The organism is Terrabacter carboxydivorans, assembly GCF_039532035.1.
Taxonomy (GTDB): domain Bacteria; phylum Actinomycetota; class Actinomycetes; order Actinomycetales; family Dermatophilaceae; genus Terrabacter; species Terrabacter carboxydivorans.
Genome location: NZ_BAAARE010000004.1, coordinates 93,321 through 120,267 on the forward strand (window position 1 = coordinate 93,321; position 26,947 = coordinate 120,267).

Annotated in this window: 21 protein-coding genes; 5 read left to right on the forward strand and 16 right to left on the reverse strand. The window is 71.0% G+C overall.

All coding sequences use genetic code 11. The annotated features are described in order from the left end of the window. Window positions 1-24 precede the first annotated feature (24 nt). Complete coding sequence (locus tag ABD297_RS05635; protein ID WP_344253792.1) at window positions 25-339, forward strand: DUF3311 domain-containing protein; 315 nt, start codon at window positions 25-27, stop codon at window positions 337-339. Next, window positions 336-2,021 (forward strand): monocarboxylate uptake permease MctP, encoded by a 1,686-nt coding sequence (gene mctP / locus ABD297_RS05640; RefSeq protein WP_344253794.1) that lies wholly within the window; start codon window positions 336-338, stop codon window positions 2,019-2,021. Before ABD297_RS05635 ends, mctP begins: the two co-directional genes overlap by 4 nt. Before the next feature lie 262 nt (window positions 2,022-2,283). Here the strand turns inward: mctP and ABD297_RS05645 are convergent, their stop codons facing one another. The 11 genes from ABD297_RS05645 to ileS all read right to left on the reverse strand — a co-directional run bounded on the left by ABD297_RS05645 (window position 2,284) and on the right by ileS (window position 14,610). Continuing rightward, complete coding sequence (locus ABD297_RS05645) at window positions 2,284-3,420, reverse strand: FUSC family protein (RefSeq protein WP_344253795.1); 1,137 nt, start codon at window positions 3,418-3,420, stop codon at window positions 2,284-2,286. A 96-nt stretch (window positions 3,421-3,516) separates the two neighbouring features. Further along, on the reverse strand, window positions 3,517-5,532 hold the full coding sequence (mrdA, locus tag ABD297_RS05650; RefSeq protein ID WP_344253797.1) for a penicillin-binding protein 2: 2,016 nt from the start codon (window positions 5,530-5,532) through the stop codon (window positions 3,517-3,519). After that, window positions 5,529-6,029, reverse strand: coding sequence for a rod shape-determining protein MreD (locus ABD297_RS05655; protein WP_344253799.1), 501 nt, complete (start codon window positions 6,027-6,029; stop codon window positions 5,529-5,531). Before ABD297_RS05655 ends, mrdA begins: the two co-directional genes overlap by 4 nt. Then, window positions 6,026-6,871, reverse strand: coding sequence for a rod shape-determining protein MreC (gene mreC, locus ABD297_RS05660; protein WP_344253801.1), 846 nt, complete (start codon window positions 6,869-6,871; stop codon window positions 6,026-6,028). Before mreC ends, ABD297_RS05655 begins: the two co-directional genes overlap by 4 nt. Before the next feature lie 4 nt (window positions 6,872-6,875). Continuing rightward, the gene (gene mreB, locus ABD297_RS05665) at window positions 6,876-7,910 is read right to left on the reverse strand and encodes a rod shape-determining protein (RefSeq protein ID WP_425581133.1); all 1,035 of its coding nucleotides are present in this window, start codon (window positions 7,908-7,910) and stop codon (window positions 6,876-6,878) included. An 18-nt stretch (window positions 7,911-7,928) separates the two neighbouring features. Further along, window positions 7,929-8,357 (reverse strand): nucleoside-diphosphate kinase, encoded by a 429-nt coding sequence (gene ndk, locus ABD297_RS05670; RefSeq protein ID WP_030146561.1) that lies wholly within the window; start codon window positions 8,355-8,357, stop codon window positions 7,929-7,931. Next, the gene (locus ABD297_RS05675; RefSeq protein ID WP_344253803.1) at window positions 8,354-8,794 is read right to left on the reverse strand and encodes a DUF4233 domain-containing protein; all 441 of its coding nucleotides are present in this window, start codon (window positions 8,792-8,794) and stop codon (window positions 8,354-8,356) included. The genes ndk and ABD297_RS05675 overlap by 4 nt, the downstream gene beginning before the upstream one ends. Before the next feature lie 57 nt (window positions 8,795-8,851). Further along, window positions 8,852-9,298: a hypothetical protein gene (locus ABD297_RS05680; protein ID WP_344253804.1), complete on the reverse strand. Its 447-nt coding sequence runs from the start codon at window positions 9,296-9,298 to the stop codon at window positions 8,852-8,854. A 37-nt stretch (window positions 9,299-9,335) separates the two neighbouring features. Further along, entirely contained in the window at window positions 9,336-10,727 is a 1,392-nt protein-coding gene (locus tag ABD297_RS05685; protein WP_344253806.1) for a bifunctional folylpolyglutamate synthase/dihydrofolate synthase, read from the reverse strand. Then, window positions 10,724-11,284 carry a GNAT family N-acetyltransferase gene (locus ABD297_RS05690; protein WP_344253808.1) on the reverse strand — a complete coding sequence of 187 codons (561 nt, stop codon included), beginning with the start codon at window positions 11,282-11,284 and terminating at the stop codon, window positions 10,724-10,726. Before ABD297_RS05690 ends, ABD297_RS05685 begins: the two co-directional genes overlap by 4 nt. A gap of 38 nt (window positions 11,285-11,322) precedes the next feature. Further along, a complete protein-coding gene (gene ileS, locus ABD297_RS05695; protein WP_344253809.1) occupies window positions 11,323-14,610 on the reverse strand; it encodes an isoleucine--tRNA ligase in 3,288 nt (1,095 codons plus the stop codon). Window positions 14,611-15,029: 419 nt separating this feature from the next. Here ileS and ABD297_RS05700 point away from each other — a divergent pair, with 419 nt between their 5' ends. Continuing rightward, entirely contained in the window at window positions 15,030-15,563 is a 534-nt protein-coding gene (locus tag ABD297_RS05700) for an NUDIX hydrolase family protein (protein WP_344253812.1), read from the forward strand. Window positions 15,564-15,659: 96 nt separating this feature from the next. Here the strand turns inward: ABD297_RS05700 and ABD297_RS05705 are convergent, their stop codons facing one another. Continuing rightward, window positions 15,660-17,765 (reverse strand): hypothetical protein, encoded by a 2,106-nt coding sequence (locus tag ABD297_RS05705; protein WP_344253814.1) that lies wholly within the window; start codon window positions 17,763-17,765, stop codon window positions 15,660-15,662. Between the two features lie 935 nt (window positions 17,766-18,700). On the opposite strand from ABD297_RS05705, the gene ABD297_RS05710 reads away from it, so the two are divergent. Further along, window positions 18,701-19,156 (forward strand): hypothetical protein, encoded by a 456-nt coding sequence (locus ABD297_RS05710; protein WP_344253816.1) that lies wholly within the window; start codon window positions 18,701-18,703, stop codon window positions 19,154-19,156. Between the two features lie 130 nt (window positions 19,157-19,286). Here ABD297_RS05710 and ABD297_RS05715 read toward each other — a convergent pair whose 3' ends face one another. Continuing rightward, window positions 19,287-21,278: a TIGR03960 family B12-binding radical SAM protein gene (locus ABD297_RS05715; RefSeq protein ID WP_344253818.1), complete on the reverse strand. Its 1,992-nt coding sequence runs from the start codon at window positions 21,276-21,278 to the stop codon at window positions 19,287-19,289. Window positions 21,279-21,393: 115 nt separating this feature from the next. On the opposite strand from ABD297_RS05715, the gene ABD297_RS05720 reads away from it, so the two are divergent. Further along, window positions 21,394-22,572: an MBL fold metallo-hydrolase gene (locus ABD297_RS05720; protein ID WP_344253820.1), complete on the forward strand. Its 1,179-nt coding sequence runs from the start codon at window positions 21,394-21,396 to the stop codon at window positions 22,570-22,572. Between the two features lie 126 nt (window positions 22,573-22,698). Here ABD297_RS05720 and ABD297_RS05725 read toward each other — a convergent pair whose 3' ends face one another. The 3 genes from ABD297_RS05725 to ABD297_RS05735 all read right to left on the reverse strand — a co-directional run bounded on the left by ABD297_RS05725 (window position 22,699) and on the right by ABD297_RS05735 (window position 26,894). Next, on the reverse strand, window positions 22,699-24,552 hold the full coding sequence (locus ABD297_RS05725; protein WP_344253822.1) for an AMP-dependent synthetase/ligase: 1,854 nt from the start codon (window positions 24,550-24,552) through the stop codon (window positions 22,699-22,701). Window positions 24,553-24,717: 165 nt separating this feature from the next. Beyond that, complete coding sequence (rodA, locus tag ABD297_RS05730; RefSeq protein ID WP_344253824.1) at window positions 24,718-25,959, reverse strand: rod shape-determining protein RodA; 1,242 nt, start codon at window positions 25,957-25,959, stop codon at window positions 24,718-24,720. After that, a complete protein-coding gene (locus ABD297_RS05735; RefSeq protein ID WP_344253826.1) occupies window positions 25,923-26,894 on the reverse strand; it encodes a bifunctional riboflavin kinase/FAD synthetase in 972 nt (323 codons plus the stop codon). The genes rodA and ABD297_RS05735 overlap by 37 nt, the downstream gene beginning before the upstream one ends. Window positions 26,895-26,947: the final 53 nt, after the last annotated feature.

A 26,947-nucleotide genomic window follows, 5' to 3' on the forward strand; every position in this document is an offset into this window, starting at 1 on the left:
GCCCGACCAACGGAGGTCACCCGAGTGAGCACCACTCCGCACCGCCACGAGGCGCCACCGGCGAACAAGGGCCTGCTGGTCCTCGCCGGAGTGCTCCTCGCCATCCCGATCATCGCCCTGCTCCTCGTCGGCACCTACGCCAAGGACGAGCCACGCCTCGGGGGCTTCCCCTTCTTCATCTGGTACCAGTTCCTCTGGGTCATCCTCTGCTCGATCCTCACCTACTCGGCGTACCGGATCGTGCTCAAGGCGCGCCCGCACGTGCCGATGAACCCCGAGGGTGACTCCTACCTCGACGACGACCTGTCCCCCCGGGACCGAGAGGACGGCACCCGATGACCGCCGGCACCCTGGCGATCGCCCCCGCCGCCAACACCGGCGGCGTCAACGGCGTCGCCCTCACCGTGCTCATCTTCTTCTTCGTCGTCGTCGCGGCGGCCGGCTTCTGGGCCGCGCGCTGGCGTCGCCCGGCGAGCATGGAGAGCCTCGAGGAGTGGGGCCTCGGCGGACGGTCCTTCGGCACGTGGATCACGTGGTTCCTGCTCGGCGGAGACCTCTACACGGCCTACACCTTCGTCGCCGTCCCGGCCGCCATGTGGGCCTTCGGCGCCGTCAACGGCTTCTTCGCCGTGCCCTACACGATCATCCTCTACCCCATCATCTTCATCTTCATGTCGCGCCTGTGGTCGGTCTCGCACCGCCACGGCTACGTCACGCCCGCCGACTTCGTCCACGGCCGCTCCGGCTCGCGCGGCCTCTCGCTGGCCGTTGCGGTCACCGGCTTCCTCGCGACGATGCCGTACATCGCCCTGCAGCTCGTCGGCATCCAGGCCGTCCTCGAGGTCGCGGGCGTCGGCGGTGGCGGCAACTGGGTCGCCAAGGACCTGCCGCTCTTCATCGCCTTCCTCGTCCTGGCGCTCTACACCTACACCTCGGGGCTGCGGGCGCCGGCGATCATCGCCTTCGTCAAGGACATCCTCATCTACATCGTCATCATCGTCGCGGTCATCTACCTGCCCTCGAAGGTGGGCGGCTGGGGCCACGTCTTCGACGCCGCCGAGCACAAGATGAAGACGACGACCAACGCCGCCACCGGCAAGCCCAACGTCTTCATCCCGGGGGCCGGCGCCTACTGGGCCTACGCGACGCTGGCACTGGGCTCGGCCATGGCGCTGTTCATGTACCCCCACTCGGTCACGGCCACGCTGTCGGCCAAAAGCCGCAACACGATCCGCAAGAACGCCTCGATCCTGCCGGCATACTCCTTCCTGCTCGGCCTGCTGGCCCTGCTCGGCTGGGTCGCGATCGCCGCCGGCACCAAGCCGGTCGGTCTCGACGGCAAGGTCAACGGCCAGCTCGTCATCCCGCAGCTCTTCGAGGACATGTTCCCGTCGTGGTTCGCGGGGGTCGCCTTCGCGGCCATCGCGATCGGTGCGCTCGTGCCGGCCGCGATCATGTCGATCGCCGCGGCCAACACGTTCACGCGCAACATCTACAAGGCGTGGATCAAGCCGGACGCGACGGTGCAGCAGGAGGCGAAGGTCAGCAAGATCACCTCGCTCGTCGTCAAGGGCTTCGCGCTGATCTTCGTGCTGACCCTCGACAAGAGCAACGCGATCAACTTCCAGCTCCTCGGCGGCATCTGGATCCTCCAGACGTTCCCGGCGCTGGTGTTCTACCTCTACACGCGCTGGTTCCACCGCTGGGCCCTGCTCGTGGGCTGGGCCGTCGGCATGGTCTACGGCACGCTCGCCGCCTACAACGTGACCAACAAGGCGACCGGCGCCCCGTTCGCCGGGTCCGTGGCCAGCATCCCGGTCATCGGGCAGCTCGGCTACATCGCGGTGACGGCGTTCGCGATCAACGTCATCGTGGCCGCGGTCCTCACCCTGGTCCTGCGCGCCGCCAAGGCGCCGGAGGGCAAGGACGAGACGATCCCCGCGGACTACTTCGCCGACGCGGGTGACCCGCGGGTCGAGAAGCTCGCCGTGGGTCCGCACGAGACGACGCCGTCCGCCTAGGTCGCGTCACCGAGCAGGTATGCCGCAGGGCCGGGTCCGCGAGGACCCGGCCCTGCGCGCGTCCCCGGCCCCTCCCCCCGGTCGCCCTCGAGTGGCCCCGCAACCTCACCTGCCCCACCCCTGCCCGCTCTCCCCCGTCGAGTGGCCCCGCAACCCCACCTGCCCCATCCGCTCCTGTGACGACGGGGCCACTCGACGGCGAGCGGCGGTCGGTGGGTGTGACGACGGGGCCACTCGAGCGGGATGTCCCCGGGGCGGCGGGTCAGAGGTCGCGGGGGCGCTCGGGCGGGAGGGCCGCGATGGCCTGGTCGACGTCGAGGCCGGTGACCTGCAGCAGGTCGACGATCGTCGAGCGCACCTGCGCCAGCACGGTCTCGGTGGCGAGGCTCGAGGTGCGGGGCACCGAGGCCGTGGCCGTCGCGACCGCGAGCAGGGCAGGCCGCCCGATCTCGGGGGACGCGTTCTCGGACAGGGCTCGTCCGATGACGTCCGTGGCCTCGGCCAGCTCGAGCAGCAGCGTCTCGTAGCCCGGGGGCAGGGCCTCACCGCGTCCGACGGCGACGGTGACGCGGCGCACGAGCACCCGGGTGCTGCGCATCGCCCGGTCGAGGGGCTCGACGAGGTCGACCATCTTGCGCACCCCCGGCCGGTGGTGCCGCTTGAACGGTGACGACGTGATGACCGAGAGGCCCTCGTCGGCGGCCGACCGGAGCTCACGCAGCAGCGACTCGGTGCCGCGGGCCGACGCGAGCACCTCGGCGGCGCCCTCGACGTCGCCGTCACGGGCGCTGGCGGCCGCGCGGCGCAGCAGCTCGCCGATCTTGCGCACGGCCTCGGCCGCGGCCACGCGTGGGCGGCGCAAGGGCGCCTGCGGGACGACGGTCGCCGCGACGAGGGCGATGCCGCCCCCGATGAGGGCGTCCGTCCAGCGCCCGAAGGCCTGACCGGGGCTCGCGACGAGAGCCGCGATGACGATGCCCTGGACGGCCGACTGCGTGACGATGACGGCGCTGCCGTCGAGGAGGGTCGCCAGCGCCATGGAGACGAGGACGACGGCGGAGATCTGCCACGGACCGCTGCCGGCGACGTGGACGAAGACGTCGGCCGTGAAGACGCCGACGGCCACGCCGATGGCGACCTCGAAGACCCGGCGCAGCCGCTGGCCGTAGGACATCCCGAGGCAGACGACCGCCACGATCGGGGCGAAGAAGGGCGAGGGGTGGCGGAACACGTCGGTCGCCACCCACCAGGCCACGCCCGCGGCCACCGCGCACTGGACGATCAGGAACATCCGCGAGCGCAGGCGGCCCAGCCGCGTGCGCACGCTGAGGCGGCTGCGGTCCCAGGCACGGTCGAGCGCCTCGACGACCGGGGCGTCGCTCCTCAGGTAGTCGTCCACGAAGGCACCTCTCGGTCGGGTGCCGCCCGGGGCGTGCGGCACGTCGTGGTGGGAGTCGTGCAGGGGTGCTGCGGGCGGTCGTTCTCGTCGGGCCGGTCAGAGACCCAGGGCAAGGATCGCATCGAAGATCTGTCGCACGGCAGGGGCCGCCACCTTCGAGCCCGAGCCGCCCTGCCCGACGACGACCACGACGGCGTACTTCGGCTTGGTCGTGGGGCCGTAGCCGGCGAACCACGCGGTCGCCTGCTTGCCGAACACCTCGCCCGTCCCGGTCTTGCCGGCCACGGGGTAGCGGCCCTGCGGGAAGCCCTTGAAGGCCGTGCCCGCCGAGCCGCCGGGACGCGTGACGTCGCCGAGGGCAGAGCGGACGTATGCCGCGACGTCGGCCCGCAGGGGCACGGTGCCCACGCGCTTCGGCGGGATCACCGTGGTGCCGGCCGGCGACCTGTAGGCGGCTGCCACCTGGGGCTGCCACAGCGTGCCACCGTTGGCGATCGCGGCGTAGACCCCGGCCATCTGCAGGATCGTCACCGCGGTGTCGCCTTGGCCGATGGAGAAGTTCACGGCGTCGCCGGCGCGGTACTGGTAGCCGGTCGTGCAGTTCTCGGCGGCGAGCCGCTTGAGGTAGTCGGCCCGGGCGCGGTCGGTGCGTGCCACCTCCGGGTAGCCGGTGGCCGCCCGCTTGCACGACTCGGTCCTCGTCGCCAGCCAGTACTGCTCCTTCCACGCGCGGTCCGGAACGCGGCCGGCGGCCTCACCGGGCACGTCGATCCCGGTGCGCTGCCCGAGCCCGAACGCCTTGGCCATCGACACGAACGGGTCGGGGGCGGTCACGGGCGCGGCGAGACCGCCCTGGGCGAGCCACGCGGCATACGCGAGACGGTAGAAGACGGTGTCGCACGAGATGACGAGGGTCTTGTGCAGGTCGATCGGTCCGAAGCCGCGGGACTCGTAGTTGTTGAAGACGTGCCCGCCGACCGAGACGTTCGCCGAGCAGTCGTAGGTGCCCTTGAGATCGGCTCCGGCGTTGACGGCCGCGGGCACCGAGATCACCTTGAACGTCGACGCGGGCGGGAAGGTCTCGGCGGTGAGCCGCGAGCGCAGCGGGGTGCCCGACCGTTCGTCGTCGAGCCGTGCGAGGTCGGCGCTGGTGATGCCGCCGGCGAAGACGGACGGGTCGTAGGAGGGGTAGCTCGCTGCCGCGACCACGGCGCCGTTCGTCACGTCGACCACGACGGCGGCGCCGGTGTCGGCCCGCAGCTTCTGCGCGCGCGCCGAGGCGACGGCGCGGGCGAGGGCGGCCTCGGTGCGCGCCTGGAGGCGGGCGTCGAGGTGGGTGACCACGTCGCTTCCGGGCACCGGCGCCGTCGACCCGACGGTGCCCGTGACGATGCCACGCGGGTCGATCGAGACCACCGTCGCACCGTTGGTGCCGCGGAGGACCGCGTCGTACTGCGCCTCGAGACCCGAGCGGCCGACGACGTCCTCGGCACCGATGCGGCCCCCGCTCCGGGTGACCTCTTCGGCGTCGGCCCGGGCGACCCAGCCGAGCAGGTGTGGCGCCAGGGCCCCGTCGGGGTGCGGGTAGGAGCGCACCGGCTCGGCGGCGACCCCCACGCCCGGGAACTTCTCCGGCTGCTCGAGCAGGGTCAGCGCCCGGCGCGCGTCGACCCCCGACGCGACGGGGATGGGCACGTACGGCGAGCCGTTGAAGCACGCCGGCGCGGCAGGTGCACCTACGGTGCCGCACAGCATCGTCTTGCCCCACAGGCGGTCGAAGGGCAGGCCGAGGGCGGCGGCGACCCGGGTGACGAGGTCGCGGCCTCCGTCCGCGGCGTCGACGAGCACCGAGCGCTGCACGGTGACGACCGTCTCGAAGGCGTTGTCGACGAAGGGCGCTCCCGTGCGGTCGAGGATGCGGCCACGCAGCGCCTGCTCGGTGACCGTCCGCGTGTTGAAGGTGACGGCGGCCCGGGCGAGCTCCGGTCCCTGGACGAGCTGGAGCTGACCGAGACGGCCGAGCAGCAGGCCGAAGAGCGTGACGAGCAGGACGAGGACCACCCCGGCGACACCGACCCGCCGACGCGTGCGACGCCGGGGACGCACCCTCATCCGAGCCTCCGCCGCACCAGCGCCCGGTCGAGCGCGAGGAAGACCGGCAGCACGAGACCCCCGACCACCACCGTCACGAGCAGCCGCGAGAGCCCGTCGACGACCTCCACGCTCCCGTCGGCGAGCACGGCGGAGCCCAGACCCGCCACGAGCACAACGGCCGCGGCCGCCAGCAGCGCGGCCGGCGCCCGGAGGCGGGACCGCGACGAGGTGCGCCGGAAGAGGCCCGCGACGAGGCCGGCGACCATCATCACGAGCGCCGTGAGCCCGAGCGGGACCCCGGTCGGCGGCACGAGCTCGACGACCCAGCCGGCGAGCAGCCCGACGAGGGCGCCGTGGACGGGTCCCCGGAGCACCGCGGTCGCGACGACCCCGACGAGAACGAGGTCGGGCACCCAGCGCGGCGGGACGCCGAGTCGCGGCAGCAGGGTCGCCACGACGAGCGCGGCGACGAGCACGTATGCCGTCCGCAGCACCCCCAGCAGCGTCGGCCTCATCGCGCGCTCCCCGGTGCCGGCGTGGTCGACCGGACCGCGGGCCTGGGGCTGGTGCGCGCCGTCGGCACGAGGACCGCGACGACGTCGATGGCGTCCGGGTCGATCGCTGGGCGCACCGTGGCGCTGCGCGCGCGCTGCCCCCGGTCGGGGTCGACCGAGGTCACGGTCCCGACGACGAGGCCGGCGGCATACGGCGTCTCGTCGACGCTGCCGAGGGTGCGTACGACGTCGCCGACGACGGGGGTGGACGGGACGACCAGCTCGAGGCGCAGGGAGCCCCGGGGCCGCGACTCCGAGTCGCCCGGCGTCGGGGCGGAGACGGTGCCGAGCGCCCCGGCCGGCCCCACCCGGACGGCCACGACGGAGTCCGCGCTGCCGAGGACCTGGACATCGCTCGTCCACGGCGACACGGCGACGACGCGCCCGACGAGGCCGTCCGCCGCCACCACCGTCGAGTCGGTCCGGATGCCGTCGCGGGACCCGACGTCGATCGTCACGCTGCGACCACCGAGGGGGCTCAGGTCGGTGGCAACGACCCTCGCCGGGACGAGGGTGCGGCCCGTGGTGGTCGCCGACCCCATCAGGTCCTCGAGACGGCCGAGCTCCTCGAGGCGCTGCTCCTGCTCCCCGGAGAGGGCGCGCAACCTCACGTTCTCGGCCTCGACCCGCGCGAGCTCGTCACGCGGGGCGCCGGACAGGACCCGCTGCACCGGCCCGAGCACGAGCCCTCCGACGCTGCGCACGCCGTCGGCACCCGACCAGCCGGCGAGGTCCGCAACGAGGAGCGCGACGGTCAGCGAGGCGAGGACGACGAGGAGGCGGCGGCGGGCTGCGGGCTGCATACGGCTAGAGGCGGTGGTCCCCGACGAGCACGCGCTCGAGGCTGTCGAAGTCGTCGACGCAGCGGCCGGCGCCCCGGGCCACGGCGCGCAGCGGGTCGTCGGCGACCTGCACCGGCACGCCGAGCTCGTGGCGCATGCGCTCGTCGAGGCCGCGCAGCAGCGCCCCACCCCCGGTCAGGGTGATGCCGCGGTCGAGGATGTCGCCCGCCAGCTCGGGCGGGCAGACGTCGAGGGTGGCCCGGACCAGCTCGATGATCTGGAGCACAGGGCCCTCGATGGCCCGGCGCACCTCGACCGAGCCGACCTGCACGGTCTTCGGCAGGCCGGTCACGAGGTCACGCCCCCGAACGCGCGTCGTCAGCTCCTCGCGCAGCGGGAACACCGAGCCGACCGCGACCTTGATGTCCTCGGCGCTGCGCTCCCCGAGCAGGAGGGAGTACTCGCTCTTGACGTGACTGACCAGGGCCTCGTCGATCTCGTCGCCGGCGATGCGCAGCGAGCTCGACGTGACGATGCCACCGAGGCTGATCACGGCGACGTCGGTCGTGCCGCCCCCGATGTCGACGACCATGCTCGCGGAGGTCTCGTAGACGGGGAGCCCGGCGCCGATGGCGGCCGCCATCGGCTCCTCGATCATGTAGACGCGCCGGGCACCGCACCGGGTGGCGGCGTCCTCGAGGGCGCGCCGCTCGACGCCCGTCACCTCGCTCGGGACGCAGAGCACCATGCGCGGGCGCACGAGCCGCGAGGTGCGCACCTGGTCGATGAACCACCGGAGCATCCGCTCGGTCTCGTCGGCGTCGGAGACGACGCCGTCGCGCAACGGCCGCACGGCCCGGATGGTGCCCGGAGCACGGCCGAGCATCTCCTTGGCCCGGGTGCCGGCGGCGACGAGACGACCCGTGCCGACCTCGACCGCGACGACTGACGGCTCCTCGATGACGACCCCGTGCCCGCGGGCGTGGATCAGGGTGTTGGCGGTGCCGAGGTCGATCGCCAGGTCACGCCCGAGGGGGCGCAGCCGCGGTCGGGAGGTCATGCAGGGATTGTGCCCCGATCAGCCCTCGAGATCGGGGAACCAGATGCCGATCTCGCGTGTGGCGGACTCGTGGGAGTCGGATCCGTGCACGATGTTCTGCTGCACCTTGGTGCCCCAGTCGCGGCCGAGGTCGCCACGGATAGTGCCGGGGGCGGCGTCGGTCGGGTTGGTGGCGCCGGCGAGGCTGCGGAAGCCCTTGACGCTGTCCTGGCCCTCGATGACGACGGCCGTCACGGGGCCCGAGCTCATGAACTCGACGAGGGGCTCGTAGAACGGCTTGCCCTCGTGCTCGGCGTAGTGGGCCGCGAGCTGCTCGCGGGTCGGCGTCAGCACGGAGAGGGCGACCAGCCGGTAGCCCTTCCCCTCGATGCGACGCAGCACCTCACCGGTGAGGCCGCGCTGGAAACCGTCGGGCTTGACGAGGACGAGGGAGCGTTCGGTGGTCACCCGTCCACCCTATCGGCCGTGCCGTCGTCGTCCGCGCCGGCTTCGCTCCCGCCGGCAGCCGCCTCACGGCGGGCCATCTCGGCGTCGACCTTGGCGCCCTTGACGAGGCAGGTGACCCACAGGGCGAGGAAGAAGAGCCCGACGACGAACATCATCGGGACGACGAGGGCGCTGAGGAGGGTGAGGGCCTGCACGACCCAGCCCAGGGTGACGCCCCAGGGCCGGCGCATGAGTCCCGCGGCCACGATGCAGAGCGCTCCGAGGCCCACCCCGACGACGAGGTATGCCGTGCTGGACCCGCTCCCCTGGTCGGTCGCCGCGATCGCCCGTGCCACGAGGGCGCCGAGCAGGATGCAGATGGACTGGCCACCGAGCACCGTCGCGAGCATGCGGAAGGTGAACTTGCCGGTCTGTCCGTAGAAGATGGTCGGGCTCATGGGGTGGTGTCGCCTCGGCTGTCGTGCGGCTGGTGGTGACTGGCAGCGAGCGGCTGCTCAGTAGTGCTGGCTGGTGTCCCAGGTGCGGATGATCGCCTGCGCCTCGGCGGAGCCAGCCCCGGTCGCCTCGGCGTAGAGGGCCATCGCGTCCTCGCGGCGTCCCGCGAGGATCAGCTCGCTGATGCGCGCCCGTCCCTCGTCGGTGAGCCGTCCCGCGGTGTAGGACGCGGCCGCGTCGCGCACGCCGGGACCCTGGCCCGGCACGAACCAGTGGTCCACGGCGCGCTTGGCGTCGGCGAGCGGCGCCCCGGTGGCCTCGCGGTAGATCTTGATGGCGTTGATCTTGTGCCCGGCGCTGATCTCCCGGCTCACCTTGGCGCGGACGGCGTCGGTGAGGCCGACGATCTCGCGGTCGGGGTCCCTGCGGCCCATGACCCGGCCCCAGATGACGACGGCCGCGATGACGATGACGACGATGAGCACGAGCTTCACCAAAGGGGGCATGGGGGCCAGCCTAGATCGGGGTCGAGGGGCGGTCGGGTCAGACGTCGGTGAGGCCGAGCAGCATGCGGACCTCACCGGCGGTGATGACCGAGCCCGTGGCCACGACGCCGCCGCCCATCCCCTCGGCCTCGGCCAGCGTCACGGCCTGCTCCAGGGCGTCTGGCAGGTCCCGGACCACGGTCACGCGGGACTCGCCGAAGAGCTCGACGGCGAGCTTGCCCAGGTCGTCCGGGCGCATCGCGCGCGGTGACGAGCTGCGCGTCACGACGATGTGGTCGAGGGCCGGCTCGAGCACCTCGAGGATGCCGACCGCGTCCTTGTCGGCGACGATGCCGACGAGCCCGACGAGGCGGGTGAAGGCGAAGGCCTCCTCGAGCGCGGCCACGAGCGAACGTGCCCCGTGCGGGTTGTGCGCGGCGTCGACGAGGACCGTCGGTGACCTCCGCACGATCTCCAGCCGGCCCGGCGAGGTCATCGCGGCTGTCGCGGCGCTCAGCACCTCGGGCTCGATGCGCTGCTCGCCCCCGCCGACGAAGGCCTCCACGGCTGCGACGGCGGTCGCGAGGTTACTCGCCTGGTGCGCGCCGTGGAGCGGGAGGAAGAGGTCGGCATACTCCCCCGCGAGGCCGCGGAGGGAGACCTGCTGGCCGCCGATGGCAACCTCACGGGCGAGGACGCCGAAGTCGTTGCCCTCGAACACGATCCGTGCTCCCCCGACCTCCTCCACCCGGTCGAGGAGGACCCGCGCGACATCGTCGTCCTGGACGCCGGAGACGGTCACGGAGTCCGCCTTGATGATGCCGCTCTTCTCCTCCGCGATGGAGACGACGTCGTCGCCGAGCAGGTGGGTGTGGTCGAGGTCGACGGGGGTGACGACGGCGACCTGGGCGTCGATGACGTTGGTCGCGTCCCACGAGCCGCCGAGCCCGACCTCGATGATCGCGACGTCGACGGGCGCGTCGGCGAACGCGGCGTAGGCGAGCGCCACGAGCACCTCGAAGAAGTTCATCCGGCGTCCGCCGGACTCGAGCGAGCGGGCGTCGACGAGCTCGATGAGCGGCGCCACCTCGTCATAGGCGGCGATGAACTTCTCGCGCGGGATCGGCTTGCCCGACAGGGTGATCCGCTCACGGATGTCGTGCAGGTGCGGTGAGGTGAAGCGTCCCGTGGACAGACCGCTCTCACGCAGGATCGTGTCGATCATCCGGCTCGTCGACGTCTTGCCGTTGGTGCCGGTCAGGTGGATCGAGGGGTAGGTCCGCTGCGGGTCGCCGGCGAGCTCCATCACGGCTCGGATGCGGTCGAGCGAGGGGCCGATGTCGTTCTCGGGGGCACGGGCGAGGATCTCCTCCTCGATCTCGCGCATCCGCTTCATCTCCTCGAGGTTGCGCGCCGCCTCCAGGGCGGCGGCGTCGGGACGCCCGCTCATGCCTGCTCACCGTCCTCGAGCTCGCGCGCCATCCACACGCTCTCCGGGAGCCCGGACCCGGGCGTCTCGCGGTGCGTCTCGACGAAACCGTGCTTGTCGTAGAAGCGCGCCGCCTGCTGGTTGCCCTCGAGGTAGGACAGCGTGATGCGCGACTGCTCGCTCTCGCGCGCCCGGTCGACGACGGCGTCCAACAGCCGTGAGCCGATCCCGTGGCCGTGGTGGCCCGGCAGCACGTAGAGCTTCCACAGCACGAACGCGTCGTCCTGCGGGCCGAAGGTCGCGACGCCGACGACGTCGTCGCCCTCGACAGCCACGAGCGTGCGGCCCTTGCGGATCGAGTCGGTGACGACGTCGCTCGTCCACCACTTGGCCAGGCCCATGGCGACGTACTCCGGGCCGGCGATCGGCTCGTAGGTCGCGAGCCACGTGCGGTGACCGACCGACAGGACGCCGGACAGGTCGTCACCGACGGCGCCGCGGATGACGACCCCGTCGGCCGCCAGCGCGACGGTGGCGCCGTCGGCGTCGATCGGGTCGGTCTCGGGGGTGGTGCTCACGTCAGCGCCCTCCAGCTCGTGCTCGCGGTTACCGGCGATCATCGCTTGACCACCAGGATCTTCGCCTCGTGGTTGTCGCCGACGACGACGTCGGTGGCGGTGCCCGGCAGGCCGGCGGGCAGCGCGTGGTCGGGGCCGGCCGCGGCGAACTGGGTCGCGAGCGTCTCGCCGACGATGAGGTCGCGGTGGGTCACCGTCGCCTCGAAGACCTCGGCGCCACCGAGGACGGTGAGGCTGATGCGGTCGCTGACGTGCAGGCCTGAGTCGCGGCGTGCCTGCTGCACGGCACGGACCAGGTCGCGGGCCAGGCCCTCGGAGGCCAGGGCCGGGGTCACCGTCGCGTCGAGCACGACGAAACCACCCGAGGGGAGCATGCCCGTGGCACCCGAGTCACCCTCGCCGGCGACGACGGTCTCGAGGGCGTACTCCCCCTCGACGAGCGCGAGACCACCCGCCGTGACGCTGCCGTCGGCGTCGACGCTCCAGTCACCGGACTTGCTGCCCTTGATGGCGCGCTGGACGTCCTTGCCCAGACGCGGACCGGCCGCGCGGGCGTTGACCGTGAGGCGCTGGCTCACGCCGAAGTCGGACTCGCTCGCCGTGGCGAGGTCGACCAGCGTCAGCGCCTTGACGTTGAGCTCGTCCTGGATGATCGCCCGGAACGGCTCGAGGCTGGCCGGCTCCGGCGCGACGACGGTGAGCTCCGCGAGCGGCAGCCGCGCACGCAGGGCGCGCGCCTTGCGCAGGCTCGAGCCCGTCGAGCAGATCTCGCGGGCGCGGTCCATGGCGACGACCAGCTCGTGGTCGGCCGGCAGGTCCTCGGTCGTCGGGTAGTAGGTGAGGTGCACCGAGCGCTCGCCGGTCAGGCCGCGCCAGATCTCCTCGTTGACGAGCGGCAGCAGCGGTGCCGTCGCGCGCGTCACCGTCTCGAGGGCGGTCCACAGCGTGTCGAAGGCCGCGAGCGACTCCTCGGTCTCACCGCCCCAGAACCGGTCGCGGGAGCGGCGGATGTACCAGTTGGTCAGCACGTCGAGGAAGCCGCGCATGGTGTCGCACGCGGCGGCGATCTCGTAGGTGTCGAGCTGCTCGGTCATGTCGCCGACGAACTCGCGCAGCTTGGCGAGCAGGTAGCGGTCGAGCACGTCCGTCGAGCTCGTCGAGCGCTTGGCCTCGTAGCCCTGGCCGCCCCGGGCCGTGTTGGCGTAGAGCGAGAAGAAGGACCACGCGTTCCACAGCGGGATCATCACCTGCCGCACGCCGTCGCGGATGCCCTGCTCGGTGACGATGAGGTTGCCACCGCGCAGGATCGGGCTGCTCATGAGGAACCAGCGCATGGCGTCGGCGCCGTCGCGGTCGAAGACCTCGGAGACGTCAGGGTAGTTGCGCAGCGACTTGCTCATCTTCTGCCCGTCGGAGCCGAGCACGATGCCGTGGCTGACGCACGTCTTGAAGGCGGGCCGGTCGAAGAGCGCCGTCGCGAGGATGTGCATGGTGTAGAACCAGCCGCGCGTCTGGCCGATGTACTCGACGATGAAGTCGCCCGGGAAGTGGTGCTCGAACCACTCGGCGTTCTCGAAGGGGTAGTGCACCTGGGCGAAGCTCATCGACCCGGAGTCGAACCACACGTCGAGCACGTCCTCGACCCTGCGCATCGTGGACCGCCCCGAGGGGTCGTCGGGGTTCGGCCGCGTCAGGCTGTCGATGAAGGGGCGGTGCAGGTCGGTGACCTCGACGCCGAAGTCACGCTCCAGCTCCTCGAACGAGCCGTAGACGTCGATGCGCGGGAACTCGGGGTTGTCGGACTTCCACACGGGGATCGGGCTGCCCCAGAAGCGGTTTCGCGAGATGGACCAGTCGCGGGCGTTGGCCAGCCACTTGCCGAACTGGCCGTCCTTGATGTGCGAGGGCGTCCACTCGATCTCCTGGTTGAGCTCGAGCATGCGCTCCTTGATCTTCGTGACCTCGACGAACCACGACGAGACGGCCATGTAGATGAGGGGCTCGCGGCAGCGCCAGCAGTGCGGGTAGCTGTGGTCGTAGGTCTCGCGGCGCAGCAGCACCGTGCCGGGCGTGACGGAGCCGGTCTCGCCCTCGCCGCGGGTGGCGGCCTTGAGGTGGTCGATGATGTGCGCGTTCGCGTCGAAGACGTGCATGCCCTCGTAGTCCGTCACGGGCCACAGGAACCGGCCGTCCGCACCGACGGGCACGACGGGCTCGATGCCCGCCGCGTCGGTGACGATCTTGTCCTCCTCACCGAAGGCGCCGGCCGTGTGCACGAGGCCCGTGCCGTCCTCGGTGGTGACGAAGTCGGCCGGGAAGACGTGGTGCGCCCGCTCGTGGCCGCGGTAGTAGGAGAACGGCGGGGTGAACGAACGTCCCAGCAGGTCCGAGCCCTTGAGGCGCTCGACGACGCGCTCGTCGAGCGCGTTGCGGTCGACGTCGGGGCCGAAGAGGTCCTTGGCGTATGCCGCGAGGCGGGCCTCGCCGATGACGTAGCGCTCCGTCGTACCCGTGACGTCGGACTCGACGACGACGTAGTCGATGTCGGGGCCGACCATGATGCCGAGGTTGGCCGGCAGGGTCCACGGCGTCGTCGTCCAGACGAGGGCCAGCTCGCCCGTCTCGAGGCGGAGGCCGATGGTGACGGCAGGGTCCTGACGCATCTTGTAGACGTCGTCGTCCATGCGCAGCTCGTGGTTGGACAGCGGCGTCTGGTCGTTCCAGCAGTACGGCAGCACCCGGAAGCCCTCGTAGACGAGTCCCTTGTCGTGGAGCTGCTTGAACGCCCAGATGACCGACTCCATGTAGTCGGGCTCGAGCGTCTTGTAGTCGTGGTCGAAGTCGACCCAGCGCGCCTGGCGCGTCACGTAGTCGCGCCACTCGCCGGTGTACTTCAGCACCGAGCTGCGGCACGCGTCGTTGAACGTGTCGATCCCGAGCTCGACGATGTCCTGCTTCGTCTTGAGGCCGAGCTGGCGCTGGGCCTCGAGCTCGGCGGGCAGGCCGTGGGTGTCCCAGCCAAAGCGGCGCTCGACGCGCTTGCCGCGCATCGTCTGGTAGCGCGGGACGATGTCCTTGACGTAGCCGGTGAGCAGGTGGCCGTAGTGGGGCAGGCCGTTGGCGAAGGGAGGCCCGTCGTAGAAGACGAACTCGTTGTCGCCGTCCGTGCCGGCGTCGCGGCCCTCGACCGACGCGATGAACGTGCCGTCCTCGGCCCAGTACTTCAGGACCCGCTGCTCGATCTCGGGGAAGCGCGGGTTGGACGGGACGCCGCCGGTCCCGGACTGGTCGGCGTCGTCGTTCGTGGTGACCCGGGGGTAGGTCATGCTCGTGGTCTCCTGCGTTCGCGTCTGTTGGTCACTCGTGCTGGTCACTCGTCCGTGCCACGAGGACGACGTCTCCTGCCGGAGGTTGCCGCGGTACCACCCCGCTTGCCGCACGCTCCCACCCGCTCGGGCAGACGGCATACGGCCGCTCTTGTCGAAGGCTGTGACGGGCCCACCCGTCCGGGTCTAGTGGGAGCTTGCGCCCTGTTCTTCCGGAGGCTCGCCGCTGATGACGGCTCGAACGCCTGTGGGCGTCAGTCTAGCGTGTCGGCGTGCCCGGGCCCCTCCGGCGGACTCCCCTCCTGAGCGCGGTGGATCGCCGGCGCCGGGCGCCGCGGACCCACCGGGTCGACCCGCCCGGCGCGCCGGGGCACGGGACCCGGCCGGGCGTCCCGCCCCACGTTTGGCAGGATGACGTCATGACCGAAGTGGACACGACGGGTGCGTGGCTGAGCCGCGAGGACCTCGACAACGCCCGTGACCGACTGCCGATCCTCTACGTCCACGCGATCCCGGTCCGCGTCGACGACCGCGGTGTCGTGACCGACGTCGGCCTGCTGCTGCGCGCCGACAGCGACGGCGGCATCGGCCAGGAGGTCGTCGGAGGACGGGTGCTCTACCACGAGCGCATCCGCGACGCCCTCGTGCGCCACGTCGAGTCCGACCTCGGCCCGATGGCCCTGCCCCGCATCCCCCTCTCGCCGCAGCCGTTCACGGTCGCCGAGTTCTTCCCGACGCCCGGCGTGACCCCGTTCCACGACCCACGGCAGCACGCCGTCTCGCTGGCCTTCGTCATCGCGGTGAGCGGCGACTGCCGGCCCCAGCAGGACGCACTCGACCTCTCCTGGGTCACCCCGGAGGAGGCGGCCTCGCTCGCGGCCCGCGGCGAGATGCCCGGCTCGCACGGCGTCCTGGTCCGCCAGGCCTTGGCCCACGTCGGTTTCCCCGTCTGAACGGTCACATGGCCATGGGCTCCTGAACACGCAGAGGTCCCGGCCGCTGGCGGCCGGGACCTCCTCGACGGCGTGGCCCGTCAGTTCACGACCGGTTCACGGGAACAGCGTCCCAGGACCCGAGTCGTTGGTGAAGGTGAACTGGGTGTTCTCCGTGCAGACGCTTGCGCGTCCTGTGTGGGCGGTGTCACCCGTCGCGTAGGTGGCGGTCCAGTAGACCGTCGTGTTGCTGTCGACGGCGACCGACGTGTTCGCCGTTCCGACCGTGGTCGTGTGCGTGCCACCGACGCCGGTCTTGGTCTCCTTGTAGAGCAGACCACCGGAGTTCACCGTGTCACCGCCAGCCTGGCAGTTGGCCAGGGTGTCGTAGAGACGGAAGATGACGGTGCCGTTGCTCGGCAGGTTGTTGCCGGCGACCGACGACGTGATCGTCGCCGAGTCGTTCGGGAACGCCTTCTGCGCGGTCGAGATCTCGGTCGGGATCTGGCGGACCACGACGTCTTCCTTCGTGTCCGTGCAGCTGCCGTTGTGCGAGGAGCCGAGCGTGTTCGGAGCGTCTCCCGTGTAGGTGGCCTTCCAGTGGTAGGTCCCGGGTGCGTCCGGCGTGAAGCTCACCGGGCCGTACACCGAGTCACCGCTGACGTTGACCGTCTGCGGGTTCGATCCGGTGCCCGTGGCGACAGTGGTGCAGTCGTCCTTGTAGAGCGTGAACGTGATCGTGCCGCCGGCCTTGCCCCCGGCGGTTGCCGGGTTGATCGACCCGTCGGTGCCGACGCCGCCGCTGCCCTGGTGGTTCGCGGTGTTGCTCAGCGTGGCCGTGTCGGTGACCGCATTGCCGAAGTCGACCGGGCTTGCGCCAGCCTGAGTGTCCAGACCGGACTGCCGCGGAGTGACTGTGAAGCACTCGCCGGTGCTGTCGTCCTTCGAGGCGGGCACTCCGGCCGTGGAATCACCTGAGAACTCGGCCCGCCAGCAGTAACGCCCGACCTCGGTGATGCTCGCAGCCGTCGATGGATACGTGCCGCCGGTTGTGATGGCTTGCGTGGTGCCGATCTGGTCACCCCCGGTGGTGCAGCTGCCGGTGGCGTCGAGCGCCGTCGGGCCACAGATGAAGAACTTCAGCGTGGCACTGAAGGTCTGGATGCCGGTGACCGTGATGAGGGCGCTGTCGGTGACCGAGAGAGTGCCCGATGCCGGGATCTCTTGGGTGGTCACGTTCGGTGTCGTCACCGTGGTCGAGGTGCACTCGCCGAGGTTGCCCAGCGAGTAGTCGAACAGCGTCGCGGTCAGGGACTGCGACGAGCGCGTGTCGCCCGTGAAGGTGTTGAAGCACTTGCCGCCGAGGTTGTTCGCCGTCAGGTCCAGGCCGCCTTCGTAGAACTCGGCGATGCGCAGGCTGTGTCCGACGCCGTCCTTGAAGTTGGCCGTGGGCCAAGGCGTGGTGATGGTGCCGGTGTTGACCGTGGCGCAGCCGGTGTCGCCAGCGGCCGTGGTCTTGCAGTCCACGCCGTGCGCGACCGGCGTGGTGCCGAGCGTGCCGTTGGCGCCACCGTTCCAGCGGTAGACGTCGACGGTGCTGACCGCTCCACCATTGGTGAAGGCCGAGACGATGAGCAGGTCTCCGTCGCGGTGCTGGCCGGAGAAGGTTGCCGTGCTGCCGTTGTCGTTGCACGCAACCTGGTCCTGCAGGAACCAGAAGGCGACGTTGGCGTCGCCACTGTTGGTGTTGCGCTCGAGCGCGAAGTAGAGCAGCTGGTGGCCGTTGGGCGCCGTGTACGCGGTTGCGTACGAGTTCATCACGTCGATCTTGCTGTTGACGTTGTTGGACGCGGTGCACTGCCAGCCGCTGATCGGCAGGGTGTCCTTGCTGCCCGTGGTGTATGTGGTCGCGTCACTGGTGTTGAAGGAGCCGTTCGCGTTGGTGTTGAAGTCCTTGCTGAACACCGATGCCGTGTAACCGCTCGGCAAGGCCAGCTCGTTGCCGGTGGAACCGAACAGGGTGCTCCAGTCAATCGCCTGGGTCGTGCCACCGACGTTGGTCGTCGTCGAGGCCGACACGTCGCCGTCGAGCTGGAACGTCTCGTCATGCACGGCGAACGCCGCGGGCACGTTGCCGGCCACCACCATCGCCGCCGCCACGCCCAAGCTGGCGACCACGGCCTTGACGGTGCGTAGCCGCGAGTTCTTCTGCATTTTGCTCATGGATCTACCCTTCGGGGAAACAGAGCGAGAAATGGTGCGGCTACCGCGAAGTTGCCCAGCCGCGAGTCAGCCCCCGAGCCCTGATGCAGTGCGCCGGGCCCCCTCACCCGTCGCCAGCCTGACGCCCCCCCGGTGACGTCGGGTGCACGCACGTCGTCGGGCTTCGTGCCGTCCGGAAGTGTCTCGGTGACGGCGTGGCCACGGCCGCGAACATCCAGATCCGATGGTAGGGATGGAGCTGGCTCGATGCAGGAGAATAAGAAATTCGGGGCTACGTTTTTGAACCTCCGATAGACAATTGGACTGTTGTCGTGACGGCGACCGATTTCAGGGCCTATGTCACTCCTTTCGTGCCCATGCCGTACCCAGGGCGAGGAGGGCGGGAATATCGGATGTGCCTGCTGTCGAACGGGATTCACATCTTTCCACGCCTGCAGATGCGACCACTCGTGTGAAATCTCCGCCCCTATAGGGCTGCGTCGCGATGTGGAACCATGGTTTGCTTTGCCGGAAACCGGACCCATGACCACGCGCTGGCTCAATGCCGTACGCCTGCCTCGAGAAACAAACGGACAGATTGAATTCGCGACTTGAAGATTCGCGACTTGAATTCGTGAGGATGTCGGTTTTGGGAGTTCCCCCGCAATCAGTTCGCGGCTACCTTGACAAGAGGCAGTGCAGGGGGCAAGGAAGGCGCTGAGCGCGACGGTCCGTCGCAGATGATGCCGACCAGCGGGAGCACGAGCCCAACACGGTGACGAGTCAGGGGCAGGAACGTACTCGGAACCGAACGCGATCGCTCGGGGGTTAGGTCGAACAACCACAGGGCAGACGCGCCTCGGCGACGAGCGCTGTGGGGGCGCGCCCCCACCGGTGCGGCGCCGCAAACAGGGACAGGCCTGCTCAGAAGTTTCATTTTCCAGCAGGGAGAGACCATGCGCCACACGCGTTATCTTCGTGTCCTTGTCGCCGTGCTCGCGGCGGCTTTGGTCACCATCGGCTTTGCCGGCTCGGCCTCGGCAGCCAGCCCGCACTATGTCCAGGGTCCGTCCGTCTCGACATCGGGCAACAGCCTCGTAGTCTCGTGGAAGGCGGCAGGCCTCGGCAACACCGCGACGGCCGACTTCTCGCTCACCGGCACCGTCACGGCTGTCGCCCAGTGCTACACGCGGAGCGGCAACCCGGTCAACGGAGTGCCGAAGAGCGACACGACGAACGTGAACGCCACAGGGACGTTCCCGGTCCGCAACGGCCAGGTGACCGGCTCCTTCACCGTGTCTCCGCTCACGACCCTCACGTGCACCGGCAGCCAGCAGGTGCGGATCCTCTCGGTCACCTATGACCTGTACCTGAACGGTGCTGGCCTGCCGGAGGTCCACCTGACGTCGTGACGTCTCGCACGGCACAACAGAAGTGAACGCCAACCGGCGTGCTGGGCGGTGGGCTCCATCGGATCCCACCGTTCGGCACTGTCATGAGGGCCAGACGCGACGACTGTCCCGCACGGCTCGAGCAGCTCGGTCAGTGCTGGTGCTCGAGGAGGTCCTGGCGGCCGGAGCCGAGCACGGTGAGCGGCAGGAGCGTCTTGCCCGTGGGCCCGATCTCGATCTCGGTGCCCATCTGGGGGCACACGCCGCAGTCGAAGCACGGGGTCCAGCGGCAGTCGTCGACCTCGGTCTCGTCGAGCGAGTCCTGCCAGTCCTCCCACAGCCAGTCCTTGTCGAGACCCGAGTCGAGGTGGTCCCAGGGCAGCACCTCGGACTCGCCGCGCTCACGCGTGGTGTACCAGGCGAGGTCGACCGGGACGTCGGCGAAGGCCTCGTCGGCGCACCGCATCCACCGCTCGTAGGAGAAGTGCTCGCTCCAGCCGTCGAAGCGACCGCCGTCGCGCCACACGGCCTCGATGACCTTGCCGACGCGGCGGTCACCGCGCGAGAGCAGTCCCTCGACGATGCCGGGCTGGCCGTCGTGGTAACGGAACCCGATGGAGCTGCCGTAGCGCTTGTCGGCGCGGATCGCCTCACGGAGCTTGAGCAGCCGGGCGTCAGTCTCCTCGACCCCGAGCTGCGAGGCCCACTGGAACGGCGTGTGCGGCTTGGGCACGAAGCCACCGATCGAGACGGTGCAGCGGATGTCGCGCCGGCCCGACACCTGGCGGCCGGTCTCGATGACCTTCTTGGCGAGCTCGGCGATCTGGAGCACGTCCTCGTCGGTCTCGGTCGGCAGGCCGCACATGAAGTAGAGCTTCACCTGGCGCCAGCCGGCGCCGTAGGCCGCGGCGACGGTCTTGATGAGGTCCTCCTCGGACACCATCTTGTTGATCACCTTGCGGATGCGCTCCGAGCCACCCTCGGGCGCGAAGGTCAGGCCGGAGCGGCGACCGTTGCGGGTCAGCTCGTTGGCGAGGTCGATGTTGAAGGCGTCGACGCGCGTCGACGGCAGCGACAGGCCGGTCTGGGTGCCCTCGTAGCGGTCGGCGAGACCCTTGGCGAGGTCGGCGATCTCGGTGTGGTCGGCCGAGCTGAGCGAGAGCAGCCCCACCTCCTCGAAACCCGTCGCGGCCAGGCCGCGCTCGACCATCTCGCCGATGCCGGTGATCGACCGCTCGCGCACCGGACGGGTGATCATGCCCGCCTGGCAGAAGCGGCAGCCACGGGTGCAGCCGCGGAAGATCTCGACCGACATGCGCTCGTGCACCGACTCGGCGAGCGGCACGAGCGGCTGCTTCGGGTAGGGCCACGCGTCGAGGTCCATGACCGTGTGCTTGGACACCCGCCACGGCACCCCGGGGGCGTCGGCGCTCGGCGCGACCCGCTGGATGCGCCCGTCGGGCAGGTAGGACACGTCGTAGAACGCCGGCACGTAGACGCCGCCGGTGCGGGCCAGGCGCAGCAGCACCTCGCGTCGTCCACCGGGACGGCCCTGGGCCTTCCACTCCCCCACGATGTCGGTGACGGTCAGCACGGCCTGCTCGCCGTCGCCGACGATGGCCGCGTCGATGAACGACGCGATCGGCTCGGGGTTGAAGGCCGCGTGCCCGCCGGCGATGACGATGGGGTCGTCGACGTCGCGGTCGACCGAGTGCAGCGGGATGCCGGCGAGGTCGAGCGCCGTCAGCATGTTCGTGTAGCCGAGCTCGGTCGAGAAGCTGAGGCCGAAGAGGTCGAAGTCGCGCACCGAACGGTGCCCGTCGACGGTGAACTGCGGAAGGCCCGCCTCGCGCAGCTGCGCCTCCATGTCGGGCCACACGGCATACGTGCGCTCCGCAAGGGCGTCGGCCCGCTCGTTGAGGACTTCGTAGAGGATCATGACGCCCTGGTTGGGGACGCCGACCTCGTATGCGTCGGGGTACATCAGCGCCCAACGCGTGGTCAGCTCCTCGCCGTCGGGGCCGTGGCCGCCGACGTGCCAGTCCTTGACCGTCGAGTTGAGCTCGCCGCCGACGTACTGGATGGGCTTGTTGACCCGCTCCAGCAGGGGCTCGAGGGCGTTGAACAGTGACTCACCGGGCATTGGACCATCGTACGTGCGGCCGCCGGACGTGCGAAAACACCGCAGACCGCACCGGGTCGGCGAAGCCCCGGACACGCACCGGGGACGGTCCTAGTCTGGGCCTGAGGAGGCAAGGGTGGCGACGGTGCCAACGGCGATCCACGTGGAGGTGCTCCCCGCGCGTCTGGGTGACTGCCTCCTCGTCGAGTGCCCCCGCCCCGGCGGCCCGACGTGGCGCATGCTCGTCGACGGTGGACCGCCCGACACCTGGCCGCTGCTCGAGGCCCGACTGCGCCGCCTCGACCCCGCCGACCGGCACATCGACGTCGCGGTCATCACCCACATCGACAACGACCACATCGGGGGCATGATCCCCTTCCTCGCGAGCGACCTCGCCACGGACGTCGGTGACTTCTGGTTCAACGGCCGTACGCACCTGTCCCCGACCGCCCCCGGGCGGACACGCAGCATCGAGCAGGGCGAGAGTCTCGTCACCGCCCTGCTCGGACCGCTCGGCACCTCGAAGTCCGGCACGCCCGGCGTGCAGGCCCCCGGCCACGCCCTCCCGTGGAACGTCGCCTTCGGCGGCGGACCCGTCGAGACCGGCGCTCCCGCTGGTCCCGCTGGTCCCGCTGCTCAGGGGACGATCGGCGCAAGCGTCACGGTCACGGTTCCCGACGGCCCCACGATCACGGTGCTATCCCCCACGCCCGGCGGGCTCGCCAAGCTCGCGGCCACGTGGTCCGCGACCCTCCACACCGCGCTGCAGCCACGCGACCGTGGCCTCGCACCGCCGGTCGACGTGCTCGGACCGCTCGACGACCTCCCCCACCTCGCCGGCGAGCGGACGCCCGCGGACTCGTCCGTGCCCAACGGCAGCAGCATCGCGCTGCTCCTCGAGCACCGCGGCGCAAGCATCGTCCTCGGGGCCGACGCCTACGGCGACGTGCTCGCCGCAGGCCTCCACGGCGTGGCCAGGGCGCGCGGGCAGCAGAACCTGCCCGTCGACGCGGTCAAGCTCCCCCACCACGGGAGCCAGGCCAACGTCGTGGCTGCCCTTCTCGCGGCCGCGCCGGCATCGCACTACCTCGTCTCGACCAACGGCGACGTCTTCCACCACCCCGACGACCCTGCCATCGCCCGGGTCGTCGTCGACGCACCCGCGGGACCGACGCTGCGCTTCAACTACCGCACCGCACGCACGCAGCGGTGGGCCGACCCGGCGGTGATGCGGGCGCACGGGCACCAGGTCGTCTTCCCCGACCCGGCCCAGGCCGACGCCGGCGCCGTCCTCGACCTCCCCGCACGGACCTGAGAGGAAGCAGGTCCAGCGCGCGTCACGCCTGGACCGACGAGTTATGCGAGCGCAGCGAGCGAGCCGAGGAAGGAAGGCGTGACGACGAGGCGCGCCGAACACGGCGAGCGGAGCGAGCCAGATAATTCAGTACATGGCGTCGAGCTCGGCGCGGTGCTTCTCCGTCACGGCCTTGCGGCGCAGCTTCATGCTCGGCGTGAGGTCGCCGCCCTCGACGGTGAGGTCCTGGTCGAGGATCGTGAACTTCTTGATCGTCTCCCAGCGGTTGAGCCCGTCGTTGAGCTGGTCGACGTAGCGCTGCACGAGAGCCCGGGCCTGGGGCGAGGCCACGACCTCGGCGTACGGCTTGCCGCCCAGCCCCACCGTGGGCGCCCAGCCGGCCATGGCGTCGGGGTCGAGCGTCACGAGCGCCGTCGCGTAGTTGTGACCGGCGCCGTGCACGAGGAACTGGCTGACGAACGGGCACAGGCCCTTGAAGCGCGCCTCGATCTCCGCCGGCGCGATGTACTTGCCGCCCGAGGTCTTGAAGACGTCCTTCTTGCGGTCGGTGACGTAGAGGAAGCCGCGCTCGTCGATGCGGCCGATGTCGCCGGTGTGGAACCAGCCGTCGTCGGTCAGCACCTCGGCCGTCGCCTCGGGGTTGTTGTGGTAGCCGCGCATGACGCCCGGCCCCTTGACGAGGATCTCGCCGTCCTCCTCGGCGATGCGCACCTCGGTGCCCGGCAGGGGCCAGCCGACGGAGCCGTACTGGTAGGAGCCGTGGTCGGGGGCGTTGACCGTCGTGCCGGACGAGGTCTCGGTCAGCCCGTAGCCCTCCTGGACGAGCAGGCCGACCGACCCGAACCACCGGGCGACCTCGGCGTTGAGGGGCGCCGACCCGCTGATCATGAAGCGGACCCGTCCGCCGAAGCGCTCCTGCACCTTGTGCAGCACGAGCTTGGTCGCGAGGCCGTGGCGCCGCTGCAGCCCGGACGAGGGCTGCTCGCCGCGGGCCTGGACGTCGCGCATCTCGCCACCGACCTTGAGGGCCCAGTCGATGAGCCGCTTCTTGACGCCCGTCTCGCCGGCGAACATCAGCGCGATGCGCCCGTGGGCCTTCTCGAAGATGCGGGGCGGCCCGGCCATGAAGGTCGGCTTGATGACCGCCATGTTCTCGACGATCTTGTCGACGCGGCCGTCGACGGCCGTCGGGAAGCCGATCTGCAGTCCGGTCGCGACGAGCATCTTGCCGAAGACGTGCGACAGGGGCAGCCAGAGGAACTGCAGGTCGTCCTTGGTGAAGGTGCCGATGGCGTCGATGACGGCACCTTCGTAGACGACGCTGTCCTGGACGAGCCGCACGCCCTTGGGGCGGCCGGTCGTGCCCGAGGTGTAGATGACGACGGCGAGCGACTCAGGACCGAGCTGGTCGACGCGCGAGTCGACGATGTCGGGCGTCGCCGCGAGCCACTCGCGGCCCCGCTCGGCGAGCTGGTCGGTCGTGATGACCCAGCCGTCGTCGCTGCCGGGACCCGTGAGGGCGATGACCTGGCGCACCCCGGGCACCTCGGAGCGCACGTGCTGGAGCTTGGCGACCTGCTCCTCGTTCTCGGCGAACACGATGCCGCTGCCGGAGTCGGCGAGGATGTAGGCGACGTCCTCGGCGATCGTCGTCGGGTAGACGGTCGTGGTCGCGCCCCCGGCGCAGATGACGGCGAGGTCGGCGAGGATCCACTCGACGCGCGTCGTCGACGCGATGGCGACGCGGTCCTCGAGCTGGACCCCGAGGCTGATGAGCCCGGCAGCCCACTGCTCGACGATCTCGTGCGTCTGCGCCCAGCTGAGGGTCGTCAGCTCGCTCGAGTCGTCGGCGAAGTAGAGGTAGGCGGGTGCCTCGGGCGTGGCCCGGACCCGGCTGCGGAAGAGCGCGCCCACACTGGGTGCGCGGCCGTCGAGGACGTTCTGGTCGACGGTCCGGTCGGCAAGGGCCTGGAGAGGCATGTGGACTCCTTCGTCACTTCGGGCCTGCCCGTCATCGGCGTCTGCGGGCGCCCGCCATGCCGGGATGATGTCAACAATCGCCTCTCCAGTCACGCATTGTCGACCTTCCTCATCGAAACGTGACCGCCGGGTAACCCGCGGTGCCGACGGCAACCGCACCGCGGATCAGGCTGTCGGCGACACGATCCGGTGGCGACGCCCCTGGGCGGACACCGACGCGACGTTGCCGACCAGCCCGATCGCGACCCACGAGGCGATGAGGGAGGAGCCTCCGCTCGAGACGAACGGCAGCGGCAGCCCGGTCACCGGCATGAGCCCGAGGTTCATCCCGACGTTCTCGAAGGCCTGCACGCCCAGCCACACGGCCACACCGGTCGCGACGAGACGGCCGAACGCGTCGGCCCGGCGCGCCACGACGATGCAGCGCACGACGATGAACCCGATGAGCAGCACGACGCCGGCGGCCCCGAGGAAACCGAGCTCCTCCCCCGCGACCGAGAAGACGAAGTCGGTCTCCTGGAACGGGATGAAGCCGCCCTGGGTCTGGCGACCCTCGAACAGGCCCTGGCCGCCCAGACCGCCCGACCCGATCGCGATGCGCACCTGACGGGTCTGGTAGCCGATGCCCTGCGGATCGAGCGTCGGGTCGAGGAAGGCCCGCAGCCGGTTGCGCTGGTAGCCCGAGAGCACCGGGGTGAGGAAGGCCGCCGCCACGGCGCCGGCGCCCGCCACGAGCACCGCCGCCGTCCAGAGCCAGGGGGCGCCCGCCGCCGCAATGATGACGACCGACATCGCCACGAGCACGAGCGCCGAGCCGAGGTCGGGCTGGGCCAGGACGAGCAGCACGGGTATGCCGGCCACGACCCACGCGAGCACGACGTCGCGGTGCCGCTGGCGCAGCCCCCGCTCGGCTCGCTCGGCGAGGAGCATCGCGAGACCGACCGCGAGGGCCACCTTCATGAACTCCGAGGGCTGCAGGCTCGTCCCCCCGGGGAGCCGGATCCACGAGCGGGACCCGTTGACGGTCGAGCCGAGCGGAGAGACGACGGCGGCGAGGCCGAGGACGGCGAGCACGTAGACGACCGGGGCGACGGCCCGCACGGTGCGCACGTCGAGCCGGGTGACGGCGGCCGCGCAGCCGACGCCGATGGCCAGGGCGACGAGCTGCTTGAGCGCCGCCGACCCGCCGGCCGAGGAGCGGGTGGCCGACCAGACGAGCACCACCCCGACGAGGGAGAGCCCGAGAGCCCCGATGAGCAGGCCGAGGTCGTTCTGCAGCCACGTCGACGTGACCCGACGAAGGCTCCCGCGCCCGCCCGGCGGCAACCCGCTGCGGGCGGGCCGCGGAGCCGGCCGCGGAGCCGGCCGCGCTAGGACGGGACGATCGCCGAGAGGATCTCGCGACACCGGGCCACGTCCTGCGCCATCTGCTCGACGAGCGAGTCGATCGTCTCGAACCGCAGGGTCGGTCGCAGGTGCGAGACGAACTCCACCGCGACGCGCTCGCCGTAGAGGTCGAGGTCGGTGCGGTCGAGGACGTAGGCCTCGACCCGGCGCTGGTGCCCGTCGAACGTCGGGTTGGTCCCGACGGAGACGGCTGCCGGCAGCGTGCGGTCGGGAGCGCCCTCGGCGAGGTCGAGGCGGACGAGCCACCCGGCATACACCCCGTCGGCGGGCACGAGGCCCTCGTGGTCCTGCGAGAGGTTGGCCGTCGGGTAGCCGAGCTCGCGGCCGCGGTGGTCGCCGTGCACCACGGTGCCGGTGACGCGGTGGGGGCGCCCGAGGATCTGGGTGGCGTGGTCGACGTTGCCGCCGAGGAGCTCGGCCCGCAGCTGCGTGGAGCTCCAGCGGGCGCCCTCGGTGGCGCCCTCGCCGATGTCGTCGAGCGCGACGACGTCGAAGCCGTGCGCCCCGCCGAGCTCGCGGAGGGTGTCGACGTCACCCGAGTTGCGCACGCCGAAACGTGTGTCCTTGCCGACGACGACGGCGCACGCGCCGAGGGCGTCGACGAAGGTGCCGCGGACGAACTCCTCGGGCGTCTGCTGGGCGAACTCCGGCGTGAACTCGAGGACGAGCACGGCGTTGAGGCCGACGGCCTCGAGAGCGTCGAGGCGCTGCTCCAGGGACATGACGGCAGCGGGGGCGCGGTCGGGGTAGAGGACCGCGATCGGGTGCGGCTCGAAGGTCACCGCGACCGGGAGGGCGTCGCGGTCGGCGGCCTCGCGCACGACGCGCGTCAGGACCTCGCGGTGCCCACGGTGCACCCCGTCGAAGTTGCCGAGGGTGACGACGGTGGGCCCGAGGTCGGCCGGGATGTCGTCGAGTCCGTACCAGCGCTGCACGGCGCCCACTGTAGTGGCCGCCCCCGACCGGGTGTCCGAGGGCCCGGGCCGCG